Here is a 20310-nt window from a genome sequence, read left to right as displayed (position 1 = left end):
CAACATGCGCCGTTTACCCGTTTATATTTTATTAGATACCTCTGGATCAATGCGAGGTGAGCCAATTCATTCGGTGAACGTCGGCTTGCAGTCCATGTTGAGTGCATTGCGCCAAGACCCTTATGCATTGGAGAGCGTGCATTTAAGTATTATTACCTTTGATTTGGAGGCGAAGGTTTATTTGCCTTTAACGCCTTTAGATCAAGTACAACTTGCAGATATCGATGTGCCGAGTGCAGGTGCAACATTTATGGGCGCTGCACTTGAGTTGCTGGCAGAGCAAGTGAGTCAGCAATTACAAAAAAGTACCGATGAGGTCAAAGGAGACTGGCGTCCACTGTTATTTGTGATGACTGATGGCTCGCCTTCAGATGTCTACGCCTATCAGCAAGCAATTCCAGTCATACAACAGTTAAATTTTGCCAGTATCGTTGCTTGTGCCGCTGGACCGAAGGCCAAACAGGAACATCTCCTGCAACTTACTGATAAAGTAGTGGTATTGGATACCATGGATGCGGCTTCTTTTGCAGGATTCTTTAAGTGGGTGTCTGCCAGTGTCGTCGTTGGAAGCAGTAGTGCTGGGATTTCAGGTTCTGTTTCATTACCACCACCGCCGCCTGAAGTGCAGTTGGTGTTGTAAATAAAAAAATACATTAAGGATAATCAGAAGATGCGCCGTTTACCTGTTTTTTTCGTATTGGATTGTTCTGAGTCGATGGCAGGGCAAAATATTCAGCAGATGCAACAAGGCATCCAGTTGATTATGCAACAATTACGTCAAGATCCATATGCCTTGGAAACCGTGTATGTTTCTGTTATAGCATTTGCTGGGATTGTTCGAACTTTAGTTCCTTTGGTTGAGGTGTATGCCTATTATCCTGCGAAATTACCTTTGGGTGGTGGGACGCATTTAGGTAAGGCCTTAGAACATTTGATGAATGAATTTGATCGTCATTTGATTAAAACAACGGAAGACACCAAAGGGGATTGGAAGCCAATCGTATATTTGTTTACGGATGGTCGTCCAACTGATGAATGTAAAGATGCGATTTACCGATGGCAAAAGAAATATGCACGACGTTGTACGCTGATTGCCTTGGGAATGGGTAAAAACGTTGATTATGCAACGCTCAAGCAATTAACAGAACACTGTATTGCTTTTGATGAGTTGAATGAGCAAGACTTTAAAAAGTTTTTCCAATGGATTAGTGCTTCTGTCGTTGCACAAAGTAAAAGTATTGGGGATGGGCAGCAGCAAAATCATTTACCGCCAATTGATGAGCGCTATATGCGTCTGGTCAAGGATTTGCCAGCCAAGAAAACCTTGGTGGATGAAAACTGTGTCACTTTTGTGGGGCGCTGTGGCAAGCTGAATCGACCCTATTTAATGAAATTTGAACGTGAAATTCAGTATCAAGCGCCTCAAGATCTAAATATCAACCTGAATTTATATCATTTTCAATTGACTGAATGCTGCAAAATTGATGAGGACTATTTCACTTGGTCTGATCAAACCCAGCATCAGCAGCAGGTCAATACCACGTCGTTACAAGGCACCCCAGAATGTCCACATTGTTTGGCTGAAACGGCTTTTGCGATGTGTGGTTGTGGCCAATTGATGTGTTATGACGGTTTTAGCGAGGACGTGACTTGCCCATGGTGCCGTCGCCAAGTCTGTTTTGGTTATGGTGGAATGGACGGCTTCGATGTGCAACGAGGACGTGGTTAAAAGTTGGATTGAGGAAAAGCCATGTCGCAAACATTGACTCATGAAGTTCAGACTGTTTTTTTGAGTACATTGAAACAGCTGTTACAAGATCAAACTCAACCGAACCAATTTGTGGTGGATGATGAGTCCTTTAATCAATTGTTGAAAAATAAAAAAATTTATAATGCCTATCATGATTTGGCTGAACAGATATATGTGCTGATGAGTTTTCAATTAGAGCAGTCACCAGCCTTCCAGCATTCTTCATTACAGCGCATTCTGGAGCAGGGTCGCTTACCGATTTATGCTTCTATCAGCGCTGGGCTTGATCGTACTGAACCAAATCGACAGCAATTCGATCATACGCAAATGATGTTGAATCCAATCAATGAGGCTGATGCATTGGAGTCAATTGATCAGCTTGATTTTTTAGATGAACTTTATTTGTCTGCACCTGTTGATGCAGAAACTGAGCCTTCTTTGATCAATGATCGTTTCGTTGTTAAGCCATGCTCTACAGCGCCGTTGCTACTTAGTACAACTGCAAATATCGACTCCAGTAATACAGACCACAAGCAGAATAATCCCTCAGGAAAACAAAATCATGAGGTGAAAATGGTGAAAAAAATGCCTCATTTTCAGATCCCCAATGCGCGTGTTGGGCAAGACTATCAAGCACGTATTCAAATGCAATATCCGGTCAAAGAGGATGTGCTGATTTGTTCTGAATCGATCAAAATTCCAGAAGACTTAGGTATTGTATTTGATGATGAAGCCCAACAGTTACAGGGCATACCGTTGCAAGCAGGCGAATTTAAACTGGCATTTCAGTATAAAAATAGTGAAGCCGCACAAGCATGGTCTTCGGGTGAAGTGACCTTTATTGTTACTGCTGATCCACGTAGTTTGTGGCAAGTTAATGAACCTGATATCAATGCGCCTTATCAGAAAGCACATAGTGACCATCAACTGATTCAGACTGAGTATTTTAACCTCGCGGCCTGTAGCCAGCGTGGACGCTCACATGAACATGCGGGGACTTTCCGTGACGATGACTTTCTGATTGCTCGTGTTGCTGAGAGCGATTGGTCGGTATTAATTGTTGCAGACGGGGCTGGCAGTGCCAGTTACTCTCGACAAGGTTCTTTGCTTGCGGTGCAAAGTGCAGCAAGAACGCTGACGGATTACCTCGAACAGCATCATCTACATCTAGATCTGTTATTGCAGCAATGGCAAGTTGGCAGTGATGATGAAATGACCAAGTCGGTTGCACAGCAGATTTATAAAGATTTTCACGATACTTTCTATAAAACAGCACAAGTGGCGATTGAGGCTATTGAGCAGGAAGCCGAGTTAAAGCAGGTTGCAGCCAAGGCGTATGCCACAACTTTATTGGTGGCTGTGGTTAAACAATGCGAGCAAAAAACCTTTATTAGCACCTTCTGGATGGGTGATGGCGCGATTGCTGTATATGCCAAAGATAAAGTGCGTTTAATGGGTAAACCAGATGGTGGAGAGTTTGCTGGGCAAACCCGTTTCTTAGATCGTAGTTTTGCGCAACAGTTTGGTAGTCGCGTCAATATTGGCTATTACGATGATTGTGAAGCTGTGATTCTAATGACAGATGGTATTTCCGATCCGCGTTTTGAAACGGATGCTGGACTTGCAAACCACGAAAAATGGCAGGCATTATGGCAAGAAATTGAACCTCAGTTACAGCAACCACACCCAGATCAAGCTTTATTAGCGTGGTCAAAGTTCTTTAGTGCAGGACATCATGATGATCGTACGTTAGCGATTTTATGGAATAAGCCTGTGATTGTGGATGTAGAGGGTCTTGCCCATGACTAAGATTATCCAGTGTCAAACTTTAGATGGTCGGCCAGTCGCATTCGTTGATGAGGTTATTGGCTCAGGAGCAATGAAAGATGTCTATTTTTCGCCTGATAAATCTTATGTGGTGTGTTTTTTTAGCAAAGAAAAAAACCATTTTTATCAGTCGCATGCTGAGCTGGAAAGACAGAAGGACCGCTTAAAGGAAATTGTTGGCAATAAATGGCAAGGTATTTTCAACAGTGCAGGTGGGGATTATTGGAAAAATGTCTTTTGCTGGCCCGATGGTTTGGTGGAGTATAATGGTTTATTGGGCATTACCGCCCCGACGTACCAAAAACAGTTTTTCTTTGAGTATGGTTCTAAAAATAATGATTTTTTAGGCATTAAAGGTAAGGAAAAAGAAGGGAAATGGTTTGCTAGTGCCAATAATCAAAATCGGTTTTTAGATGAAAAAGAAAAAGGCAATTGGTCGAATTATCTGCGAATTTGTATTCTGATTGCCCGAGCTGTGCGCCGTATGCATGCGGCAGGTTTGGCGCATTCAGATTTATCCTATAAGAATATTTTAATTGATCCTGTAACTGGGCGTGCCTGTGTGATTGATGTTGATGGCTTGGTTGTACCTGGTAAATACCCACCTGATGTCGTGGGGACGCCTGACTTCATTGCGCCAGAAGTGGTGAAAACCAATCACTTTAAAAAGGATGATCCGCTACGTAGTCTCCCAAATATCATGACTGATCGCCATGCCTTGGCCGTATTGATCTATATGTATTTGCTGTATCGGCACCCGTTGCGTGGTGGTAAAGTCCATGATGTGAATGATCCGCAGCGCGATGAAAATCTGGCAATGGGTGAAAATGCCTTATTTATTGAGCATCCAACTGATCCAAGCAACCGGGTGAAAGTTAGTCAGGTGCGTCCAAGCGCTTTACCATGGGCCGATCCAGAAAAAATTCCATTCACCGTGACAGGTCCTTATTTAAAAGAACTGTTTTTACAAAGCTTTGTGACGGGTTTACATCAACCGCAGCAGCGACCATCTGCTAATGATTGGGAAACTGCTTTGGTTAAAACGGTGGATTTGATTCAGCCTTGTTTAAATAGCGATTGCAGTCAAAAATGGTATGTATTTGATAATACAACAAAACCAGTATGTCCATTTTGTGGCACAGCCTTTAAAGGCAAGTTACCTGTATTGAATCTCTATTCGGCACGCCGAGAAGGCAGTTTTAGACCTGATAATCACCGTTTAATGGTCTGGACAGGGCAGTCGCTTTACCCGTGGCATGCCAATAATCTGATTGCGCCGAATGAGCGTTTAACAGCAGAACAAACCAAACGTGTTGGCTACTTTGTTTTTCACCAAAATCAGTGGTGGCTAGTGAATGAAAATCTGCCCGATCTCATGGATGTGGCAACTAAAACAACCATTCCAATTGGTGAAAAAATCGAATTGCTGGATGGAAAACAAATTTTACTTTCACGTCAGGATGGAGGTCGCTTAGTGGTGGTGCAAATGGTGGAATGTATATGACGCAAATAATAGTGAATGAGCTTGCTCAGATTGGCATCGCAGAAAACTCGATCGGGATTTGGTTTACCCAAGCGCATTCTTGTCAACGTGATTTAATTTTGGCAGCAAAAACTGCGCCTTTTAATCTCCCAATTCATGTGGTGGCATCACATGCAGACGATCGTCCTGAAATTACTTCTGTTGCCGATATTGCTTTACAAGAACCGTCTTTGTCAGAGCGAGTCGAGTGGGTGTTACAACAGGCGCAGCGCTTAAACGTCAAGTTGATCATTGCTGGGCATCATGCTGCAATTTATCTGGCTCAAAAGCATCGCTTCGAGCAATTGGGTATCCGTCTGATGGCGGGCTGTGATACGGTGGAGCAGGTCGAGCAACTGAATGACAAATCACTGTTTACTCAAATTTGCGTGACTCACGGTTTGGCGGTTGCACCAGCAACCATTGTTGAAAATGCTGAGCAATTACAAAATGCATATCATGACTGGCTGCAAAAAGGCGATGTGTGCGTCAAGCCTGCCAAAGGGGTTTTTGCTTCAGGGTTTTGGCATTTAGATCCTAAAGCGGATGCTTTTGATGTCTTTGCCAATAGCATGAGATTTAAAGCACATCCTGAAAGTTTTATCGAGAGTTACCGGCAGTTAGAACAACCCCCTGTGTATTTAGTTATGCCATTTCTATCTGGGCTTGAGTGTTCAGTCGATATGTTGTGCATACATGGTCAGGTGCATGGTGCGATTGCACGTTATAAACAGAACAATGGTTGCCAAAACTTAACTTTTGAAGATCCAGCGATTGAGTTGGCACATCAGGTGGCTGCACTATTTGGTTGTGATGGACTCGTCAATATGCAGGCTCGATATAATGATCAACAGCAGTTATATATCTTGGAGGTGAACTCTCGACCTTCAGGTGGCATAGCACATACCTTTATGAGTGGCGTGAATTTGGTTCATTTGGCGATTGCTCAAGCACTACAGCTCAATTATCAACCTGAAAAGATGGAAAGTTCGGTCACTGTACGCAGCATAACTCAGAGTATTTGTGTAATATAAAGACCATTATGTATATTATTTTAACTTAGATTTAAGAATTATATGATTGAGATTGAATTACAACGTGGCAAACTGGATTTACAGCCCGATGACAATAGCCATTGGAAATGGCAGGATTTACTCGGTTTTGCTGAACGAATAAATCCGAAAAGAGCTTTTTTATTTGTTTCAAAAGTCTTGGGAAGACATATTCCGGTGAGTCCTCAAGTGATGCGTCATGCGTTTACTGATTTAGCTCAACTGATTCCGAGTGATTTACCTGAACCAATTTTGGTGATTGGAATGGCAGAAACTGCGGTAGGTCTTGGTGCAGGTGTACATCAAGTTTTACAAGCACGCTATCCCGATGCACTGTATGTCACGACGACTCGTCATCCCGTTGATGGTGCACCATTATTGGCTCGCTTTTTAGAAGAACACAGCCATGCGCAAGATCAGTTGCTGTATGGTTCTCCTGATGCGGATATCCAAAAGAAAATTTTAGCCAGCAAAAGTATTGTATTGGTCGATGATGAAGCTTCTACAGGAAAAACCTTTATCAATTTAGTGTCGGCACTACAGGCGGCTGGTTTTGATCAAATTTCCCATATTGTGACGGCCACTTTAGCAGATTGGTCATCAGGTATTCATATTGCTGGATTAGATTGTCAGTCAGTGGCATTGATGACAGGTAAGTGGCAGTGGCAGGATGCCGAAAATCCACCACAGATCAATATGCCCAAAGTCGATACCGTGGCATTTGGTGAGTATGCAACCTTGTCTGAACCGACTTGGGGGCGGTTACCGACTCAAGATACTTCTGCCTATATTCGTTTGAAGGTCGAACCTCAACAACGGATTTTAGTGTTAGGAAGTGGTGAATATGTCTGGTCTTCATTCTTATTGGCCGAAGATTTGCAGCGACAGGGTGCGGAGGTGAAATTTAGTGCGATCACGCGCTCACCAATCGCAGTAGGACATGCAATTCAATCTGCTTTGGCTTTTTCAGATAACTATGGTTTGGGTATTCAGAACTTTGTTTACAATATCAACCCATTAGAGTATGACCGAATCTTCATTACAGTGGAAACCTGTGCTGAGTCTGTCGCCAATAGCCTATTAGACGCGATTCCAAATGCTGAAGTCATCAGCGCAGTAGAATTTCCACATCAAACTTTTAATCTGTGTAGTGTGAATGACTAATTTCTTATTTGACGCGCAAAATATTGCAACGCCGCTTATGTTGGTTGATCTGGATGATACTTTATTCCAGACCCATCGCCGTATTGTTCCCCAAGCTGACTTTAAAATGGTCACCACGGACAAACAGGGGCAAGCATTGGCGTATATGAACCCGATTCAGCAGCACTTTGTGCAGTGGTTGTTGCATAGTACACATTTGATTCCTGTTACGGCACGAAGTGCAGAAGCATTGTCTCGGGTCCATTTACCTTTCCAATACGGGGCCGTCTGCTCCCATGGTGGTACGGTACTGAATGCCGATTTCAGTGTAAATCTGGATTGGCATGCGCAGATGCAAGATGCATTGGCTCCTTATCAAGCGCGACAACAGGCTTTGATTGAGGTGGTACAACAACAGGCAACCCATTTTGGTTCTATCCGTACTTGGGTGGTTGAAGAGCAAGGTTTGGGCCTATACGTGGTTGCCAAGCAAAATACTGAAAATGATAATCCCTATGCACCGAATTTCTTACCAGAATTATTAAATAGCTTAAGCCCAGCAGTTTTGGATGGGTTCTATTTTCATTTAAATGGCAATAATTTGGCTTTGATTCCAGAACCTGTGAGTAAAGCCAATGCTGCCCGTTTTTTATTGCAACAGTTTGCGTCTCAACAACGCCCGATTCTCGGTTTTGGCGATAGTTTGTCCGATGTAGAGTTTTTGAATCTCTGTCATTGGTGGGGCATGCCAAACCACAGTCAATTGAATCGTTGGGTAAAACATAATTTGACGCAGCAATATAAACAAGAAGGATATTATGGCGATTATCAATAAAGATAAAGCAAGTGAATTAATTTTAAAACAAGGGTTTAGTGGTAGTTACCAATCGGAACAAGTGACTTTTTTACTTAAACGGACGCATATTGAACCAACCGATACCATCGAAAAAGAACGCCTGATTCAATCGGGAGAAAAACATTATTCGCAAATGATCAGTTTGGAGAGTGAACCGACTGAACGTCATTTACAGTTGTTTGAACAGGCTATGCAGCAAGGGCAACAACGTTTGGCTCGAGAAGTTCAACAGTTGGCACAAAGCTTGATTGCACAATTCAAGGAACCAATTGTATTGGTGAGTTTTGTACGTGCGGGCGTACCCTTAGGCGTACTGCTTTATCATGCGATACATGACTTAGGCTGTGACTGTGTACATTATGGCATCAGTATTATTCGAGACCGTGGTATCGATTTTGCTGCCTTGGAAACCATTATTGCTAAACATGGACACGAATCGATTGTATTTGTGGATGGTTGGACGGGGAAAGGTGCGATTCGCCAAGAATTACAACGTAGTTTAGGTGGAGATCCTCGTTTTGCAGGACGACCTTTACCGTTGGTGGTTTTATCTGATATTGCCGGTTGTGCATGGTTGGCGGCCAGTGGCGATGACTGGCTGATTCCATCTGGTATTTTGGGTTCGACCATTTCAGGTCTTATTTCACGTAGCATTTGTGAAGGTGAAGCCTTGAGTGCCGAGGAAATCAATGCGGATAACATTGATCAATGGCACCGCTGTATTGAATATAGTCATTTAAGAGAATTTGATATTTCGCAGCAGTTTATTCAGCGCATCAACCAGATTCGCACACAGCTTAATCCTCAACCGAATGCTGTTTGGGGGCAAACACAGCAACTGACACAACAAGATCAAAGCCAGCAGGTGGTACAGAAACTGGCCCAAGAATACGACATTCAAAATATTAATCGGATAAAACCGAGTATCGCAGAAGCAACCCGAGCGATTTTAAGACGAGTACCTGATCTGGTTTTACTTCGCGATGCTGATGATGCCGATACCCGTTTATTACGTTATTTAACGCAAGTCACAGAGACACCAGTACAAGTGGTTGGTGATCAAATTGCGCCGTATAGAGCGATTACATTGATTCAAAAATTGGGGAAAGGATAATTTTATGTTATCTGCATTATCTTTAGGGGCAACATTATATATGCCTGCCACGCGTCCAGACTTATGGGCTGTGGTGAAGGGTGAAAAATATCCAGAGTTGCGCTCATTGGTGATCTGTCTGGAAGATGCCATCACTGAACAGGAAATTGAGTTTGCCAAACAAAATCTCAAACAGTTGTTGCAGCAAATTCAGCAACAACAGCGCCTAGAACAACATCCAAAAGTTTTTATTCGCCCTCGTCATATTGCAATGGCCGCTGAGTTGGCAGAATGGCAAGAAATCACGGCTTTAGATGGCATGGTGTTGCCGAAATTTGGTTTAGCCAGTTTTAAGCAATGGCTTGAAGTTCTTCCACCAGAACTTTATTACATGCCTACGCTTGAAACAGCGGACAGTTTCGATATGGGGCAAATGAAAGAGCTGAGACAAGTCTTGCCAGAATTTCATAAAGTATTGGTGCTTCGGGTCGGGGGCAATGACTTACTGAATTGCTTGGCTTTACGTCGGCCGAGTGATATGACTTTATACCAAACGCCTATCGGCACACTCATTGCAAATCTAGCAGGTCAGTTTTTGCCTTATGGTTTTGCACTGAGCGCACCTGTCTGTGAGCATTTTAGTCAGGTGAAATTGTTGCAAGATGAATTATATTTGGATTTACAGCACGGCTTATCTGGTAAAACCGTGATTCATCCTGCACAGATCTCGATTGTGCATCAGGCTTATCAGGTTAATGAAATCGAGTTAAAACAAGCGCAGGGTATTTTGTTGGATGGCAGCAAGGCTGTATTTGCCTGTCATGGCAGTATGCTTGAACCTGCAACACATCGTCGGTGGGCGGAACGAATTTTAGAGCGAGCAAAAGTGTTTGGGCTAAAAGTATAAAATCAAAAAATATAGGAATAAAATCGATGCAACAACTCATTACAGGAGCCAATCTGGCATTGAGCCAGTCACAGTGCCAAGTGAAAATTAAAAGCTCATTAGCGGCTCATATTGGTTTAGATGTTACCGCCTATGTCTTGAATGCGCAGGCGAAGGTGCGTGGTGATGCGGACATGATCTTTTATGGGCAAAAGCAGACGCCGAACCGTAGTGTGGAATTAATCGAGGCGACAACAAAAGCCCCCTATATCGCGCAATTTAATCTGAACACTCAATTGTTCGATGCAGACATCAGCAAGCTTGCGATGTGTGCAACGATTGATGGGCAGGGCGCAATTAATGCGATTCAAGATATTCAAATTGAATTATGGGAAAACGGACAGCTCACGGCATCAGCAACGGTAAAAAGTGCTGAAAAGACTGAAAAAGCTCTGATTTTGGCCGAAGTTTATCGTCATAAAGACCAGTGGAAATTCCGCTTTGTGAATCAGGGTTTTAATGGTGGCTTACAACCGTTAGCCGAACATTTTGGGGTAGAAATTAGTGATCAAGCAACAACGCCTGAGCCTGTGCCTCAACCTGTACCTGCGCCAGCACCTCAGCCTAAAATTAATTTAAGCAAAATTACCTTAGATAAACGCAATAACCAGATTAATTTACAGAAACAGGCGCATGGTTTTGGTGAGATTAAAATTAATCTGAATTGGAATCAACGGACTCAGCAAGCACAAGCAGGAGGCTTCTTTAAAAAGCTGCTTAACCAAAATCAAGGTATTGATTTGGATTTGGGTTGCCTGTTCGAGATGCAAGACGGTAGCAAATCGGTGATTCAGGCTTTAGGTGATCGATTTGGTGATTTTAACGGTTTCCCCTTTATTCAGCTTTCTGCCGATGACCGGACTGGTGCATTGACAGAGGGTGAGTGGCTTCGGATTAATGGACAGCACTGGTCGCAGATTCGCCGTGTGGTGTTGTTTGCCTTTATTTATGAAGGTGTGCCGAACTGGGCTGAAACAGATGCTGTGGTCACGATTTATGTTCCAGATCAACCACCGATTGAAATCCGTTTAACTGAAGGGCAACCTTTAGGGATGTGTGGAATTGTTGAGTTAGTCAATCAAGGCGGTAGTATCCAAGTACAACGTCATGTGCGCTATGTGCCTGGACATCGTGAGCTGGATCAAGCCTTTGGTTTTGGTCTGCGCTGGGTTGCAGGCAGTAAATAAAATTGATATTTAATGATGTATTAGATAACAACACTTTCGATATCTATGTAGACATTATTAAGACCATTGAATTTTAAATGTTCAAACGAGGAGAAAAAACAAAATGGCAATTAGTTTAAATAAAGGTGGAAATTTATCCCTAAGTAAAACAGATCCAAATTTAGTTCGCATTTTAATTGGATTGGGCTGGGATGAGCGTGCGACTGATGGCGCAGCATTTGACTTGGATGCGAGTGCATTCTTATTAACCGCAACAGGTAAAGTACGTGGCGATCACGACTTTATTTTCTACAACCAACTTAAATCGCAAGATGCTTCAGTCGAGCACACAGGTGACAACCGTTCAGGTCAAGGCGATGGTGATGATGAAACATTGTTGGTTGATCTGTCAAAAGTTTCACCTGAAATTGAAAAAATTGCGATTACTGTGACCATTCATGATGCGCAAGCACGTGGCCAGAATTTTGGTCAAATTGCCAATGCCTTTATTCGTGTTGTCAATCAAGACACCAATGTCGAAGTGGTTCGTTTTGATTTGGCAGAAGATTATTCTACTGAAACTGCCATGGTGTTTGGCGAAGTTTATCGCCACAATGGCGAATGGAAATTTAAAGCCGTTGGTCAAGGCTATTCTGGTGGGCTTGCTGCGATGTGCCAACAATATGGTATTCAGGTCGGCTAAGGTTCTCATTTCAACACATAAATGATGAATAGCTCTAAGCTGTTTAGAAAAGGAAAACAATGAAACATTTTCGTTTCTCAATTATTTTTACCGTAATCTGTCTCGGGTTATCGGCATGGTGGGGCTTTACGCACGGCCCAAATGCTGGTTTCTCGATGATGCTTAAAGTTTTATTGATTACGACTGTACTGGCGGTCATGGAAGTTTCCCTGTCTTTTGACAATGCTGTTGTTAATGCTTCAGTGTTAAGAAACTGGGATGAGTTCTGGAAAAAACTGTTCCTGACTGTCGGTATTTTAGTTGCTGTATTTGGTATGCGTTTAATCTTCCCATTGTTGATTGTTGGTGTTACCGCAGACATGGGAATGGTCGAGGTTGCGAAACTGGCGCTGAATGATCCAAAAACTTATTCAGAAAAGTTACTTGCACACCATGCAGAGATTGCAGCCTTTGGTGGGATGTTCCTACTGTTGGTGTTCTTAAACTTCTTGTTTGATGATGGTAAAGATACACACTGGTTCCATTGGTTGGAAACCCATTTATCGAATCTAGCAAACATTCCTGCGATGTCAGTATTCGTATCACTGATTGCTTTGCTGACTATGGCTGCATTTGTGCCTGAGCAGCAAAAACTGATTGTGATTGTCGCGGGAATCTGGGGCATCGTGGTTTACATCGGTGTACAGGTACTGGGTCATTTGCTTGAAGGCAGTAGTGAAGATGATGAAGCCGATGAAAAACAGGTTTCGGGTACATCAAGTAATATTGTCAAAGCTGGTATTGGTGGTTTCCTTTACCTCGAAGTATTAGATGCGTCATTCAGCTTTGATGGCGTGATTGGTGCATTTGCGATCACAAGTGATGTCGTTGTGATTATGCTCGGTTTGGCAATTGGTGCTATGTTTGTCCGTTCTATGACGATTTATTTAGTTGAGAAAGGCACATTAGAAGCCTTTATCTATCTAGAGCATGGCGCACATTATGCGATTGGTGCTTTAGCTGCAATTATGCTTTATACCGGAACAGGTGGTCATGTGCCTGAAGTTGTAACAGGCTTGATTGGTATTGCATTCATCATTTGGGCTGTATTATCTTCGATTGCTTACAGTAAACAACAAACACAAGCTTGATAAAAATGCATGGATACATCATTTATATGATGTCCATGATTCAAATGAAATAAACAATGAGTTGATATTTAATAAGGAGAAACTCAAATGGCAATTAGTTTAACCAAAGGCGGCAACGTTAGCTTAACCAAAGAAGCGCCTGGTATTACAAAAACGACTGTGGGTTTAGGTTGGAATCCACGTGTGACTGATGGTGCTGCATTTGACCTTGATGCAATTGCATTCTTAGTCAATGAAGGTGGTAAGGTTCGTGCTGATAATGACTTTATTTTCTTCAATAACTTAAAGTCATCTGATGGTTCAGTGGTTCACAATGGTGATAACCGTACCGGTGAAGGCGATGGTGATGACGAAACCTTAAGTATCGATTTAAGCAAAGTTCCAGCTGACGTTGCAAAAGTGATCTTTGCGGTTACGATTTATGACGGTCAAACGCGTAACCAAAACTTTGGTCAAGTTGCAAATGCTTACATTCGTGTAAGTAACGATGCGGGTGGTACCGAAATTGCACGTTATGACTTGTCTGAAGACAGCAGCACAGAAACTGCAATGATCTTTGGTGAACTTTATAAACATGGTAGCGAGTGGAAATTCCGCGCAATCGGTCAAGGTTTTGCTGGTGGTTTAGGGCCTTTAGCGGCTTCTTATGGCGTTTCTGTTTAAGATGCCTGTGGAAGATAGTGTTTAGGCACTATCTTCTTTTTTCGATATTTATAAATGATAAAAAATAGGTTATTGCTTGATATGTTGAATTTAGTTCGCGGACAAAAAATAAAATTAAATGATGTTTTACAGGGGCAATCCTCTTTTTATATCCAGATTCAATACCAAGCAGCTTTTGATTTAGACATCGCCAGTTTTGGACTTGATCCGCAATATCGTTTGAGTGATGAGCGATACATGAGCTTTTATAATCAGCCTGAAACGCCATGCCAAGCGGTTCGTCTGATTGAAAACCAGAATAAATGCAGCCGTTTTTTAGTTGATTTAGCAAAACTACCTGCAAGTATTCAACATCTGGTTTTGACCGCTGCCATTGATGGCCAGAATGTCATGTCACAATTACAGCAAGCCACGATTCAAATTCTTAACTTGCAGTTTCAGCCGATCGCTGAACTGAAGTTAGATGGTAGCATCTTCGATCAAGAACGTGCCACCATGCTGATCGAGATTTATCGAAAAGATGGTATCTGGCGTTTAGCAGCGATTGGACAAGGCTTTAATGCAGGTCTTGCTGCTTTAATTCAGCATTTTGGTGGTGAAGTCGCTGAAGAGCCGGCAGCACAACAGACGACACCGGTAGCACCACAATCGAATATTGATTTAAAGAAAAAATTATCTTTGCAAAAAGCCGAAAAAACGGGCAATGCATCCATTATCGATCTGACCAAAAAATCATTGGTTCAACTGGAAAAGAGAAATTTACTGGGCGTGACCGCACGTGTTGCCTTAGTTCTAGATGCATCTGGCTCAATGGATGGGCAATATCGTCGTGGTGATGTGCAAAAGGTGGTGAATCGCCTAATGCCACTGGCCATTCATTTTGATGATGATGGTAGTTTTGAATGCTGGGCTTTTGCGGCTAAAACCACACAACTGGATGATGTAACCCTCAGCAATGTCAATGATTTCATTAATACCACCCAACGCGGTTGGAAGAACTGGCAAGTGGGGGCGCGCTATAATGAGGAAATTCCAGCGATTGAAGCTGTGATTAACTATTTCCAAAAGTTCAAAGATCAAATCCCAACTTATGTTTTATTCATTTCAGATGGCGGCGTGGGCAGCCGTAGACAAATGCAGAAAATATTATCGCAAGCCGCCAAACTGCCTATTTTCTGGCAATTTGTCGGGATCGGTGGACGAGATTATGGTGCACTAGAAAAGTTAGATGAAATGTCAGGGCGGATTGTCGATAACTGTAATTTCTTTAGTTTGGATCGCATTGATAGTGTTTCTGATGAACGCCTATATGAATTGTTATTGCAAGAATTTCCGGATTGGTTAAATGCAGCCAAGCAACATCAGATTGTCAGAAATTAAAAGGAATAAAGACGATGGCACAGTTTAGTTTAGTGGGTTCACCAGAGCCGTTCTTACATGTTTCGATGCGTCGTGGCGATAAAATCTATTGTGAAAGTAATGCTATGGTGATGATGGAAGCACCATTGGAATTAAAAGGGCGTTTGCAAGGTGGTTTAATGCAATCTCTATTACGCCGTTTTGCCAATGATGAATCGTTATTCCAGCAGCATATCGAAGCGGTACGTGGAGATGGCGATTGTCTATTGTCAGCAGCATTGGATGGCGATATGCAGATTTTGGATGTCGGTGCGACGCAGTATTTGCTAAGTGACGGGGCTTTTGTGGCAGCGCATGACTCTGTTGAGGTTAAAGCACGTTTAAACAGCAGCCTTGGTGGTGCCTTTTTTGGCAATACCGGCGGTTTTCTGGTGATGGAAACCAGTGGGCAAGGCCAAGTGGTGGTGTCTGGCTGTGGGACCTTGTTTGAACTTGAGGTTGAACCAAACAAAGAAGTCATTATTGATAATGGACATGTGGTCTGTTGGGATTCACGCTTAAATTATAATCTGTCTGTATCGACTTCACAGAGTAGTGGTTTTCTTGGCAATTTGGTCAATAGTGTGACCAGTGGCGAAGGGATGGTATTGCGTTTTTCAGGTCAAGGTAAGGTAGTAATCTGTTCTCGAAACCGCAACAATTTCCTGCAATGGCTAACCTCGAAGTTAAACTTAAACCGTAATCAATCAAATTAAAACAATCATTTTTATCGTTCTATCCAGAGGAGTAAAAGTACATGGGAATTAACTTAGAAAAAGGCCAAAAAATCAGCTTGCAAAAAGCAGATGGCAGCAGCTTGCAACAAATCTTTTTAGGTGTGGGGTGGGATGTAGCGAAGAGCAAGGGCTTTTTCGGCTTTGGCGGCGGCGGTGGGGATATCGACCTTGATGCCTCTGTCATTTTATTTGATGATAACAAACAAGTATTGGATGTGGTTTACTTTGGTCAATTACAAAGTAAAGATGGCAGTATCCACCATTCAGGCGACAACTTAACTGGCGCGGGCGATGGTGATGATGAAGTCATTCGTGTTAATTTGAACCAGATTCCTGCACAAGTAAAATCTTTGGTATTTACTGTGAGTAGTTTCCGTGGACAGACCTTTGAGAAAGTCGAAAATGCATTCTGTCGTTTGGTCGATCAATCCAGCAATCAGGAAATTGCAAGCTATAAGCTGTCTTCACAAGGCGCCCATACTGGTTTGATTATTGCAAAAATTTATCGCCACAACGATGCATGGAAAATGCATGCGATTGGTGAAAATGTGCATGGCCGTACCTTCCAAGATATCGTGCCTTATGCTTTACCACATATCTAATGATTTAGATTAATCATGGCATGCCGAAACATTGTTCATGACAATGTTGCGGCATGTTCTTCATTTCTGCGATCTGAAATTACAATAAATAGTGGTTTAGAGCGTCCCGCATCGCTTCTGGAATAGCAGTACTTTTTCGACTTTCTCGGTCTACAAAGACATGGACAAAATGCCCTTGAGCAGCGGCTTGCTGCTGACCTTGTTTAAAGATCGCCAGCTCATATCTGAGTGATGAATTCCCAATTTTACCAATCGCAACACCAACCTCAATGACTTCTGGAAACGACAGTTCCTGTTGAAAGCTACAAGCTGAATCAACCACTAAGCCAATAATTTCACTGTGATGAATATCGAAACCTGTTTTCTGAATCAGTAATGAATTGGCTGCGGTATCGAAATAACTATAATACGTCACGTTGTTGACGTGGCCGTAAAGATCGTTATCGGCCCATCGGGTTTGGATTGGAAAAAAGAACTTAAATTGTTCGCGCTGTTTTAAAGTCGGTTTGCTCATGCGTAAATCGCCTGATAGATATCTAATGCGTCTTGCTCAGTCATTTCTCTTGGGTTGTTTTGCAACAGTCGAGTTTGCAACATAGCATCTTTGGCAAGTTGTGGTAGTTTTGCTTCTGCAATATCGAGCTGGCTTAACTTCAGGGTTAAGCCACTTTGGTCTAGATGATTCTGCATATGGTCAATAAATAGGTCACATAAACCATCCGTACAACCTGTACTGCGAGGGTCTAATAATTGCATTAATTCTGCATAGTGTTGTTTGGCTTTGGGCGCATTAAATTTTAAAACTTCAACCAGTACCAAAGCATTGGTATGTCCGTGTGAAAGGTGAAAATGCCCACCCAATGGATATGCAAGGGCATGTACCGCGCCAACGGGTGCATTGGCAAAGGCTTGACCCGCTAACATCGAACCCACCAACATGTTTTGGCGTGCTTCTAAATCAGCACCATTTTTCAAGACTTTGGCTAAATTATGATTGAGTAGTTTCAATGCATTTTTAGCCAACATATCGGCATAAAAGTTCTTTTTGATATTTGAGGTATAAGCCTCAATGGCATGCACCATGGCATCGATGCCTGTCGCCGCAGTAATATGTGCAGGTAAACCTTGGGTAAAGGTTGCGTCTAAAATGGCTACATCGGCGTATAGAATTGGAGAAACCACGCCCATTTTAGTGGTTGCACCTGTGGTGACAATGGAAATAGGAGTGACCTCTGAACCTGTGCCTGCTGTGGTTGGGATAAGAATCAGTGGTAAACGTGGAGTTTTGGCTTGGTTAACACCATAGATTTCACTCAGATTCTGTTGCTGTTTCGGGTGAGCGAGCAAGGCAATGATTTTTGCCACATCCATGGAACTACCACCACCAAAACCGATGATCACATCAATTTGCTCTTGTTTCGCAAAATCAACAGCCTCTAATACAATATGCTCTGGTGGATCTGCTTGAATATCGGAATAAATAATATACTCGAGACCAATCTGAGTCAGGATTTCTAAAATAGGCTGATGCAATTGATGCTGTATCATCCCAGCATCGGTGACAATCAATGCTTTATGGTAATTTTGTTGTGTTAAAACATTTTTAAGTTCTTGTATTGAACCGAGTCCCGCAATGATGTTGGGAACAGTTTGAAATTGAAACGAGTTCATACATACATCCTTATTTTTCATAATAAATACAACATTTTTATATCAAGTGATTAGAGGTCTCACTGTGTAAATAAATTAACACAAGACACACTTAAAAAGTGTAGCTTTGACGTGTTGAGTCGTCAGAAGTTTGAGCTATAGACATATCCTAAGCGCGAGAAATCTTAGAAAATGAGATTTCAGATTTTTGAGGAGAAATCTTTAGCGTTTGAAGACAAGGCGGGTGTCGAAGGCATTCATCTTGAGGCTGAGTTTATTTTGCCTGATGACAAAAGTGCGAATTTTTTTATTTCCTGAGTGTTTAGAGGAACCGATCTGTAATGAAACCAATCCTGAACAACTTCCTTCGAGTGAGGGCTCTTGTCGGGTCTATTTACTTTATTTGTGAACTAAAAATATTACAGTTGGTCACATCCTTAATACTCAATAATAGAGGTTATGATTTTATAGAATAATTATAAGTTTTTGTTTTTAATATTTAATTTGAAATAATTGTGAAGAAATAATAAAATATACACTTGTCTTTATTTTTTTTGTGTTGAGTATTTTGGTGAAAAAAATAGTAATTCTTCTTATAAGTACCGTTGTTTGTGGTTCAGTGTATAGTGCTGATGATATCTTCAAAAAAAATTCATCGCTTTTAATTTTAAATAATAAAGAGCCACACCATGAGATTGAAAGTAGTGAACAGTTTGATTTTTTTGAATCAATGAAACAACAAGAACAAGATATTATCAATCAACGTAATTATGATTTAGAGCAAGCGCATCAAACACAACAGCATACATCTAATATGAGTCCTCATGATAAGTCTCAATATTATCTAGAACATAGACATTTCGACGCTTTAAATGCTCTAGGACATGAGCAACAGTTCAACTCAATGTTGAAGGCGAAAAACAAAGGTTTAATTTCCGAAAAAGACTATCAGCAGAAAATTGTGAAGCAAAATCCGTTACCTTCAGCCCATAAAACGAATCAACTTAGATTTTCAATCCCAATAGGGGAATAAGAAAGTTAAGCACTAGAGCTCATCGGAAGATGGGCTTTTTTGTTGTCAGTAAACTCGATTTATACTTAGGTCAGATTTAATCCACCATCGGAAATTAGAATTTCCCCAGTCAGATAGTCTGAAGTTACTAACATTGCAACTAAATGAGCAATATCCTCTGGTTTTGCTGCTTTACGCATAGGTGAGCGCTCATTCCAAAGTTCATGGGCAGAAGTCCAATTTTTTGTCAAAGGTGTGTCTACTAAACCTGGGGCAATTGCATTTACACGTATATCTGGAGCAAGTGATAATGCAAGTAAGCGCGTCATATGGTTTAGTGCGGCTTTGGATGTTGCATAGGGGATAGAAGCACCCTTTGGGCGGATACCAGCGTGTGAGCTGATATTAATGATACAAGCAGATCGACCATTTTGCGCTGATTTTCTCAGCGTAACTTCTGCTTCAGCTATGAGTCTAAATGGTGCGATGACATTGACTTCATGTAGTTGATTCCAAATCTCTGGCGATGCGGCCATTAGATTTTCATGTGGAATAATACAACTGATACCTGCATTGTTAATCAGAACATCTAATTGGCCTTTCCAAGATACAGCCTCATGGATAAGTCTTATTCTATCCTCATCATTTGATAAATCTGCTTGGATGTAAATTGCATTTCCTAATTCAGCAGCCATGGCTAGTCCAGTTTCGATGGAATTGCGTGAATGAATAACTAATGCATAGCCATCCTTAGAAAGTCTGCGGGCTACCGCTGCACCAATTCCAGATGTAGCACCCGTAACAAGTGCAACAGGTAAGGCGCTTTTTAAAGATTGATTCAAAAAATTACGTCCCATTAAATTGATTACTATTTATTTGATCTTCAATATATACGATATCATATATATTCTGTGGGCTGAGTGATAATTAATGATCTGCTGAAAGGTATATTTTTTTGAATATAGATTAGGTTTATTTATTATTATAATGGCTTTGGTCTTTATTTTTTGTAGATGAATTAAGTTAGAGCTGATTAGGGCGCTTCTATGATGTCAAAAGA

At 41.8% G+C, this 20310-nt stretch carries 20 protein-coding genes; 17 read left to right on the top strand and 3 right to left on the bottom strand.

What is annotated here, in order from left to right:
• Positions 1–4: 4 nt before the first annotated feature.
• From NG55_RS06200 to NG55_RS06125, 16 genes are all read left to right on the top strand, one after another.
• Entirely contained in the window at positions 5–640 is a 636-nt protein-coding gene (locus tag NG55_RS06200; RefSeq protein WP_004807629.1) for a vWA domain-containing protein, read from the top strand.
• Between the two features lie 30 nt (positions 641–670).
• Positions 671–1729: a TerY-C metal binding domain-containing protein gene (locus NG55_RS06195; protein ID WP_065342738.1), complete on the top strand. Its 1059-nt coding sequence runs from the start codon at positions 671–673 to the stop codon at positions 1727–1729.
• Between the two features lie 21 nt (positions 1730–1750).
• Positions 1751–3559: a PP2C family serine/threonine-protein phosphatase gene (locus tag NG55_RS06190; protein WP_065342737.1), complete on the top strand. Its 1809-nt coding sequence runs from the start codon at positions 1751–1753 to the stop codon at positions 3557–3559.
• Positions 3552–5081, top strand: a complete 1530-nt coding sequence (locus NG55_RS06185; protein WP_065342736.1) for a helix-hairpin-helix domain-containing protein — start codon at positions 3552–3554, stop codon at positions 5079–5081. The genes NG55_RS06190 and NG55_RS06185 overlap by 8 nt, the downstream gene beginning before the upstream one ends.
• Positions 5078–6133: an ATP-grasp domain-containing protein gene (locus tag NG55_RS06180; protein WP_081408979.1), complete on the top strand. Its 1056-nt coding sequence runs from the start codon at positions 5078–5080 to the stop codon at positions 6131–6133. Before NG55_RS06185 ends, NG55_RS06180 begins: the two co-directional genes overlap by 4 nt.
• Positions 6134–6175: 42 nt before the next feature.
• Positions 6176–7315: a phosphoribosyltransferase domain-containing protein gene (locus NG55_RS06175; RefSeq protein ID WP_065342734.1), complete on the top strand. Its 1140-nt coding sequence runs from the start codon at positions 6176–6178 to the stop codon at positions 7313–7315.
• Positions 7308–8129 (top strand): HAD family hydrolase, encoded by an 822-nt coding sequence (locus tag NG55_RS06170; protein ID WP_004653179.1) that lies wholly within the window; start codon positions 7308–7310, stop codon positions 8127–8129. The genes NG55_RS06175 and NG55_RS06170 overlap by 8 nt, the downstream gene beginning before the upstream one ends.
• Positions 8113–9264, top strand: a complete 1152-nt coding sequence (gene stiP / locus NG55_RS06165; RefSeq protein WP_065342733.1) for a cysteine protease StiP — start codon at positions 8113–8115, stop codon at positions 9262–9264. Before NG55_RS06170 ends, stiP begins: the two co-directional genes overlap by 17 nt.
• 4 nt (positions 9265–9268) lie before the next feature.
• Positions 9269–10150, top strand: coding sequence for an HpcH/HpaI aldolase/citrate lyase family protein (locus NG55_RS06160; RefSeq protein ID WP_065342732.1), 882 nt, complete (start codon positions 9269–9271; stop codon positions 10148–10150).
• A gap of 26 nt (positions 10151–10176) precedes the next feature.
• A complete protein-coding gene (locus NG55_RS06155) occupies positions 10177–11376 on the top strand; it encodes a TerD family protein (RefSeq protein WP_065342731.1) in 1200 nt (399 codons plus the stop codon).
• 103 nt (positions 11377–11479) lie between these two features.
• Positions 11480–12058 carry a TerD family protein gene (locus NG55_RS06150; RefSeq protein WP_016540365.1) on the top strand — a complete coding sequence of 193 codons (579 nt, stop codon included), beginning with the start codon at positions 11480–11482 and terminating at the stop codon, positions 12056–12058.
• Positions 12059–12117: 59 nt separating this feature from the next.
• Complete coding sequence (locus NG55_RS06145; protein WP_023269938.1) at positions 12118–13188, top strand: DUF475 domain-containing protein; 1071 nt, start codon at positions 12118–12120, stop codon at positions 13186–13188.
• An 87-nt stretch (positions 13189–13275) separates the two neighbouring features.
• The gene (locus NG55_RS06140; protein WP_016540363.1) at positions 13276–13851 is read left to right on the top strand and encodes a TerD family protein; all 576 of its coding nucleotides are present in this window, start codon (positions 13276–13278) and stop codon (positions 13849–13851) included.
• Positions 13852–13932: 81 nt separating this feature from the next.
• Complete coding sequence (locus NG55_RS06135; protein ID WP_016540362.1) at positions 13933–15231, top strand: VWA domain-containing protein; 1299 nt, start codon at positions 13933–13935, stop codon at positions 15229–15231.
• Between the two features lie 14 nt (positions 15232–15245).
• Positions 15246–15965 carry a TIGR00266 family protein gene (locus tag NG55_RS06130; protein WP_004807604.1) on the top strand — a complete coding sequence of 240 codons (720 nt, stop codon included), beginning with the start codon at positions 15246–15248 and terminating at the stop codon, positions 15963–15965.
• 41 nt (positions 15966–16006) lie between these two features.
• The gene (locus NG55_RS06125; RefSeq protein WP_016540361.1) at positions 16007–16588 is read left to right on the top strand and encodes a TerD family protein; all 582 of its coding nucleotides are present in this window, start codon (positions 16007–16009) and stop codon (positions 16586–16588) included.
• A gap of 79 nt (positions 16589–16667) precedes the next feature.
• Here the strand turns inward: NG55_RS06125 and NG55_RS06120 are convergent, their stop codons facing one another.
• A complete protein-coding gene (locus tag NG55_RS06120; protein ID WP_065342730.1) occupies positions 16668–17102 on the bottom strand; it encodes an acyl-CoA thioesterase in 435 nt (144 codons plus the stop codon).
• Positions 17099–18259, bottom strand: a complete 1161-nt coding sequence (locus NG55_RS06115) for an iron-containing alcohol dehydrogenase (RefSeq protein ID WP_016540359.1) — start codon at positions 18257–18259, stop codon at positions 17099–17101. Before NG55_RS06115 ends, NG55_RS06120 begins: the two co-directional genes overlap by 4 nt.
• A gap of 550 nt (positions 18260–18809) precedes the next feature.
• On the opposite strand from NG55_RS06115, the gene NG55_RS06110 reads away from it, so the two are divergent.
• Positions 18810–19271, top strand: a complete 462-nt coding sequence (locus NG55_RS06110) for a hypothetical protein (RefSeq protein WP_065342729.1) — start codon at positions 18810–18812, stop codon at positions 19269–19271.
• Positions 19272–19336: 65 nt separating this feature from the next.
• On the opposite strand, the gene NG55_RS06105 is transcribed toward NG55_RS06110, so the two are convergent.
• Positions 19337–20092, bottom strand: coding sequence for an SDR family NAD(P)-dependent oxidoreductase (locus NG55_RS06105; RefSeq protein ID WP_023269933.1), 756 nt, complete (start codon positions 20090–20092; stop codon positions 19337–19339).
• Positions 20093–20310: the final 218 nt, after the last annotated feature.

Origin of the sequence: Acinetobacter gyllenbergii (assembly GCF_001682515.1) — a bacterium.
GTDB lineage: Bacteria > Pseudomonadota > Gammaproteobacteria > Pseudomonadales > Moraxellaceae > Acinetobacter > Acinetobacter gyllenbergii.
This window is presented reverse-complemented; position numbering and strand designations above follow the sequence as displayed.

What these genes read in the sequence shown, in the direction of transcription:
- NG55_RS06200 (WP_004807629.1), top strand. Translation starts at nt 5, where the DNA reads ATGCGCCGTTTACCCGTTTATATTTTATTAGATACCTCTGGATCAATG.
- NG55_RS06195 (WP_065342738.1), top strand. Translation starts at nt 671, where the DNA reads ATGCGCCGTTTACCTGTTTTTTTCGTATTGGATTGTTCTGAGTCGATG.
- NG55_RS06190 (WP_065342737.1), top strand. Translation starts at nt 1,751, where the DNA reads ATGTCGCAAACATTGACTCATGAAGTTCAGACTGTTTTTTTGAGTACA.
- NG55_RS06185 (WP_065342736.1), top strand. Translation starts at nt 3,552, where the DNA reads ATGACTAAGATTATCCAGTGTCAAACTTTAGATGGTCGGCCAGTCGCA.
- NG55_RS06180 (WP_081408979.1), top strand. Translation starts at nt 5,078, where the DNA reads ATGACGCAAATAATAGTGAATGAGCTTGCTCAGATTGGCATCGCAGAA.
- NG55_RS06175 (WP_065342734.1), top strand. Translation starts at nt 6,176, where the DNA reads ATGATTGAGATTGAATTACAACGTGGCAAACTGGATTTACAGCCCGAT.
- NG55_RS06170 (WP_004653179.1), top strand. Translation starts at nt 7,308, where the DNA reads ATGACTAATTTCTTATTTGACGCGCAAAATATTGCAACGCCGCTTATG.
- stiP (WP_065342733.1), top strand. Translation starts at nt 8,113, where the DNA reads ATGGCGATTATCAATAAAGATAAAGCAAGTGAATTAATTTTAAAACAA.
- NG55_RS06160 (WP_065342732.1), top strand. Translation starts at nt 9,269, where the DNA reads ATGTTATCTGCATTATCTTTAGGGGCAACATTATATATGCCTGCCACG.
- NG55_RS06155 (WP_065342731.1), top strand. Translation starts at nt 10,177, where the DNA reads ATGCAACAACTCATTACAGGAGCCAATCTGGCATTGAGCCAGTCACAG.
- NG55_RS06150 (WP_016540365.1), top strand. Translation starts at nt 11,480, where the DNA reads ATGGCAATTAGTTTAAATAAAGGTGGAAATTTATCCCTAAGTAAAACA.
- NG55_RS06145 (WP_023269938.1), top strand. Translation starts at nt 12,118, where the DNA reads ATGAAACATTTTCGTTTCTCAATTATTTTTACCGTAATCTGTCTCGGG.
- NG55_RS06140 (WP_016540363.1), top strand. Translation starts at nt 13,276, where the DNA reads ATGGCAATTAGTTTAACCAAAGGCGGCAACGTTAGCTTAACCAAAGAA.
- NG55_RS06135 (WP_016540362.1), top strand. Translation starts at nt 13,933, where the DNA reads ATGTTGAATTTAGTTCGCGGACAAAAAATAAAATTAAATGATGTTTTA.
- NG55_RS06130 (WP_004807604.1), top strand. Translation starts at nt 15,246, where the DNA reads ATGGCACAGTTTAGTTTAGTGGGTTCACCAGAGCCGTTCTTACATGTT.
- NG55_RS06125 (WP_016540361.1), top strand. Translation starts at nt 16,007, where the DNA reads ATGGGAATTAACTTAGAAAAAGGCCAAAAAATCAGCTTGCAAAAAGCA.
- NG55_RS06120 (WP_065342730.1), bottom strand. Translation starts at nt 17,102, where the DNA reads ATGAGCAAACCGACTTTAAAACAGCGCGAACAATTTAAGTTCTTTTTT.
- NG55_RS06115 (WP_016540359.1), bottom strand. Translation starts at nt 18,259, where the DNA reads ATGAACTCGTTTCAATTTCAAACTGTTCCCAACATCATTGCGGGACTC.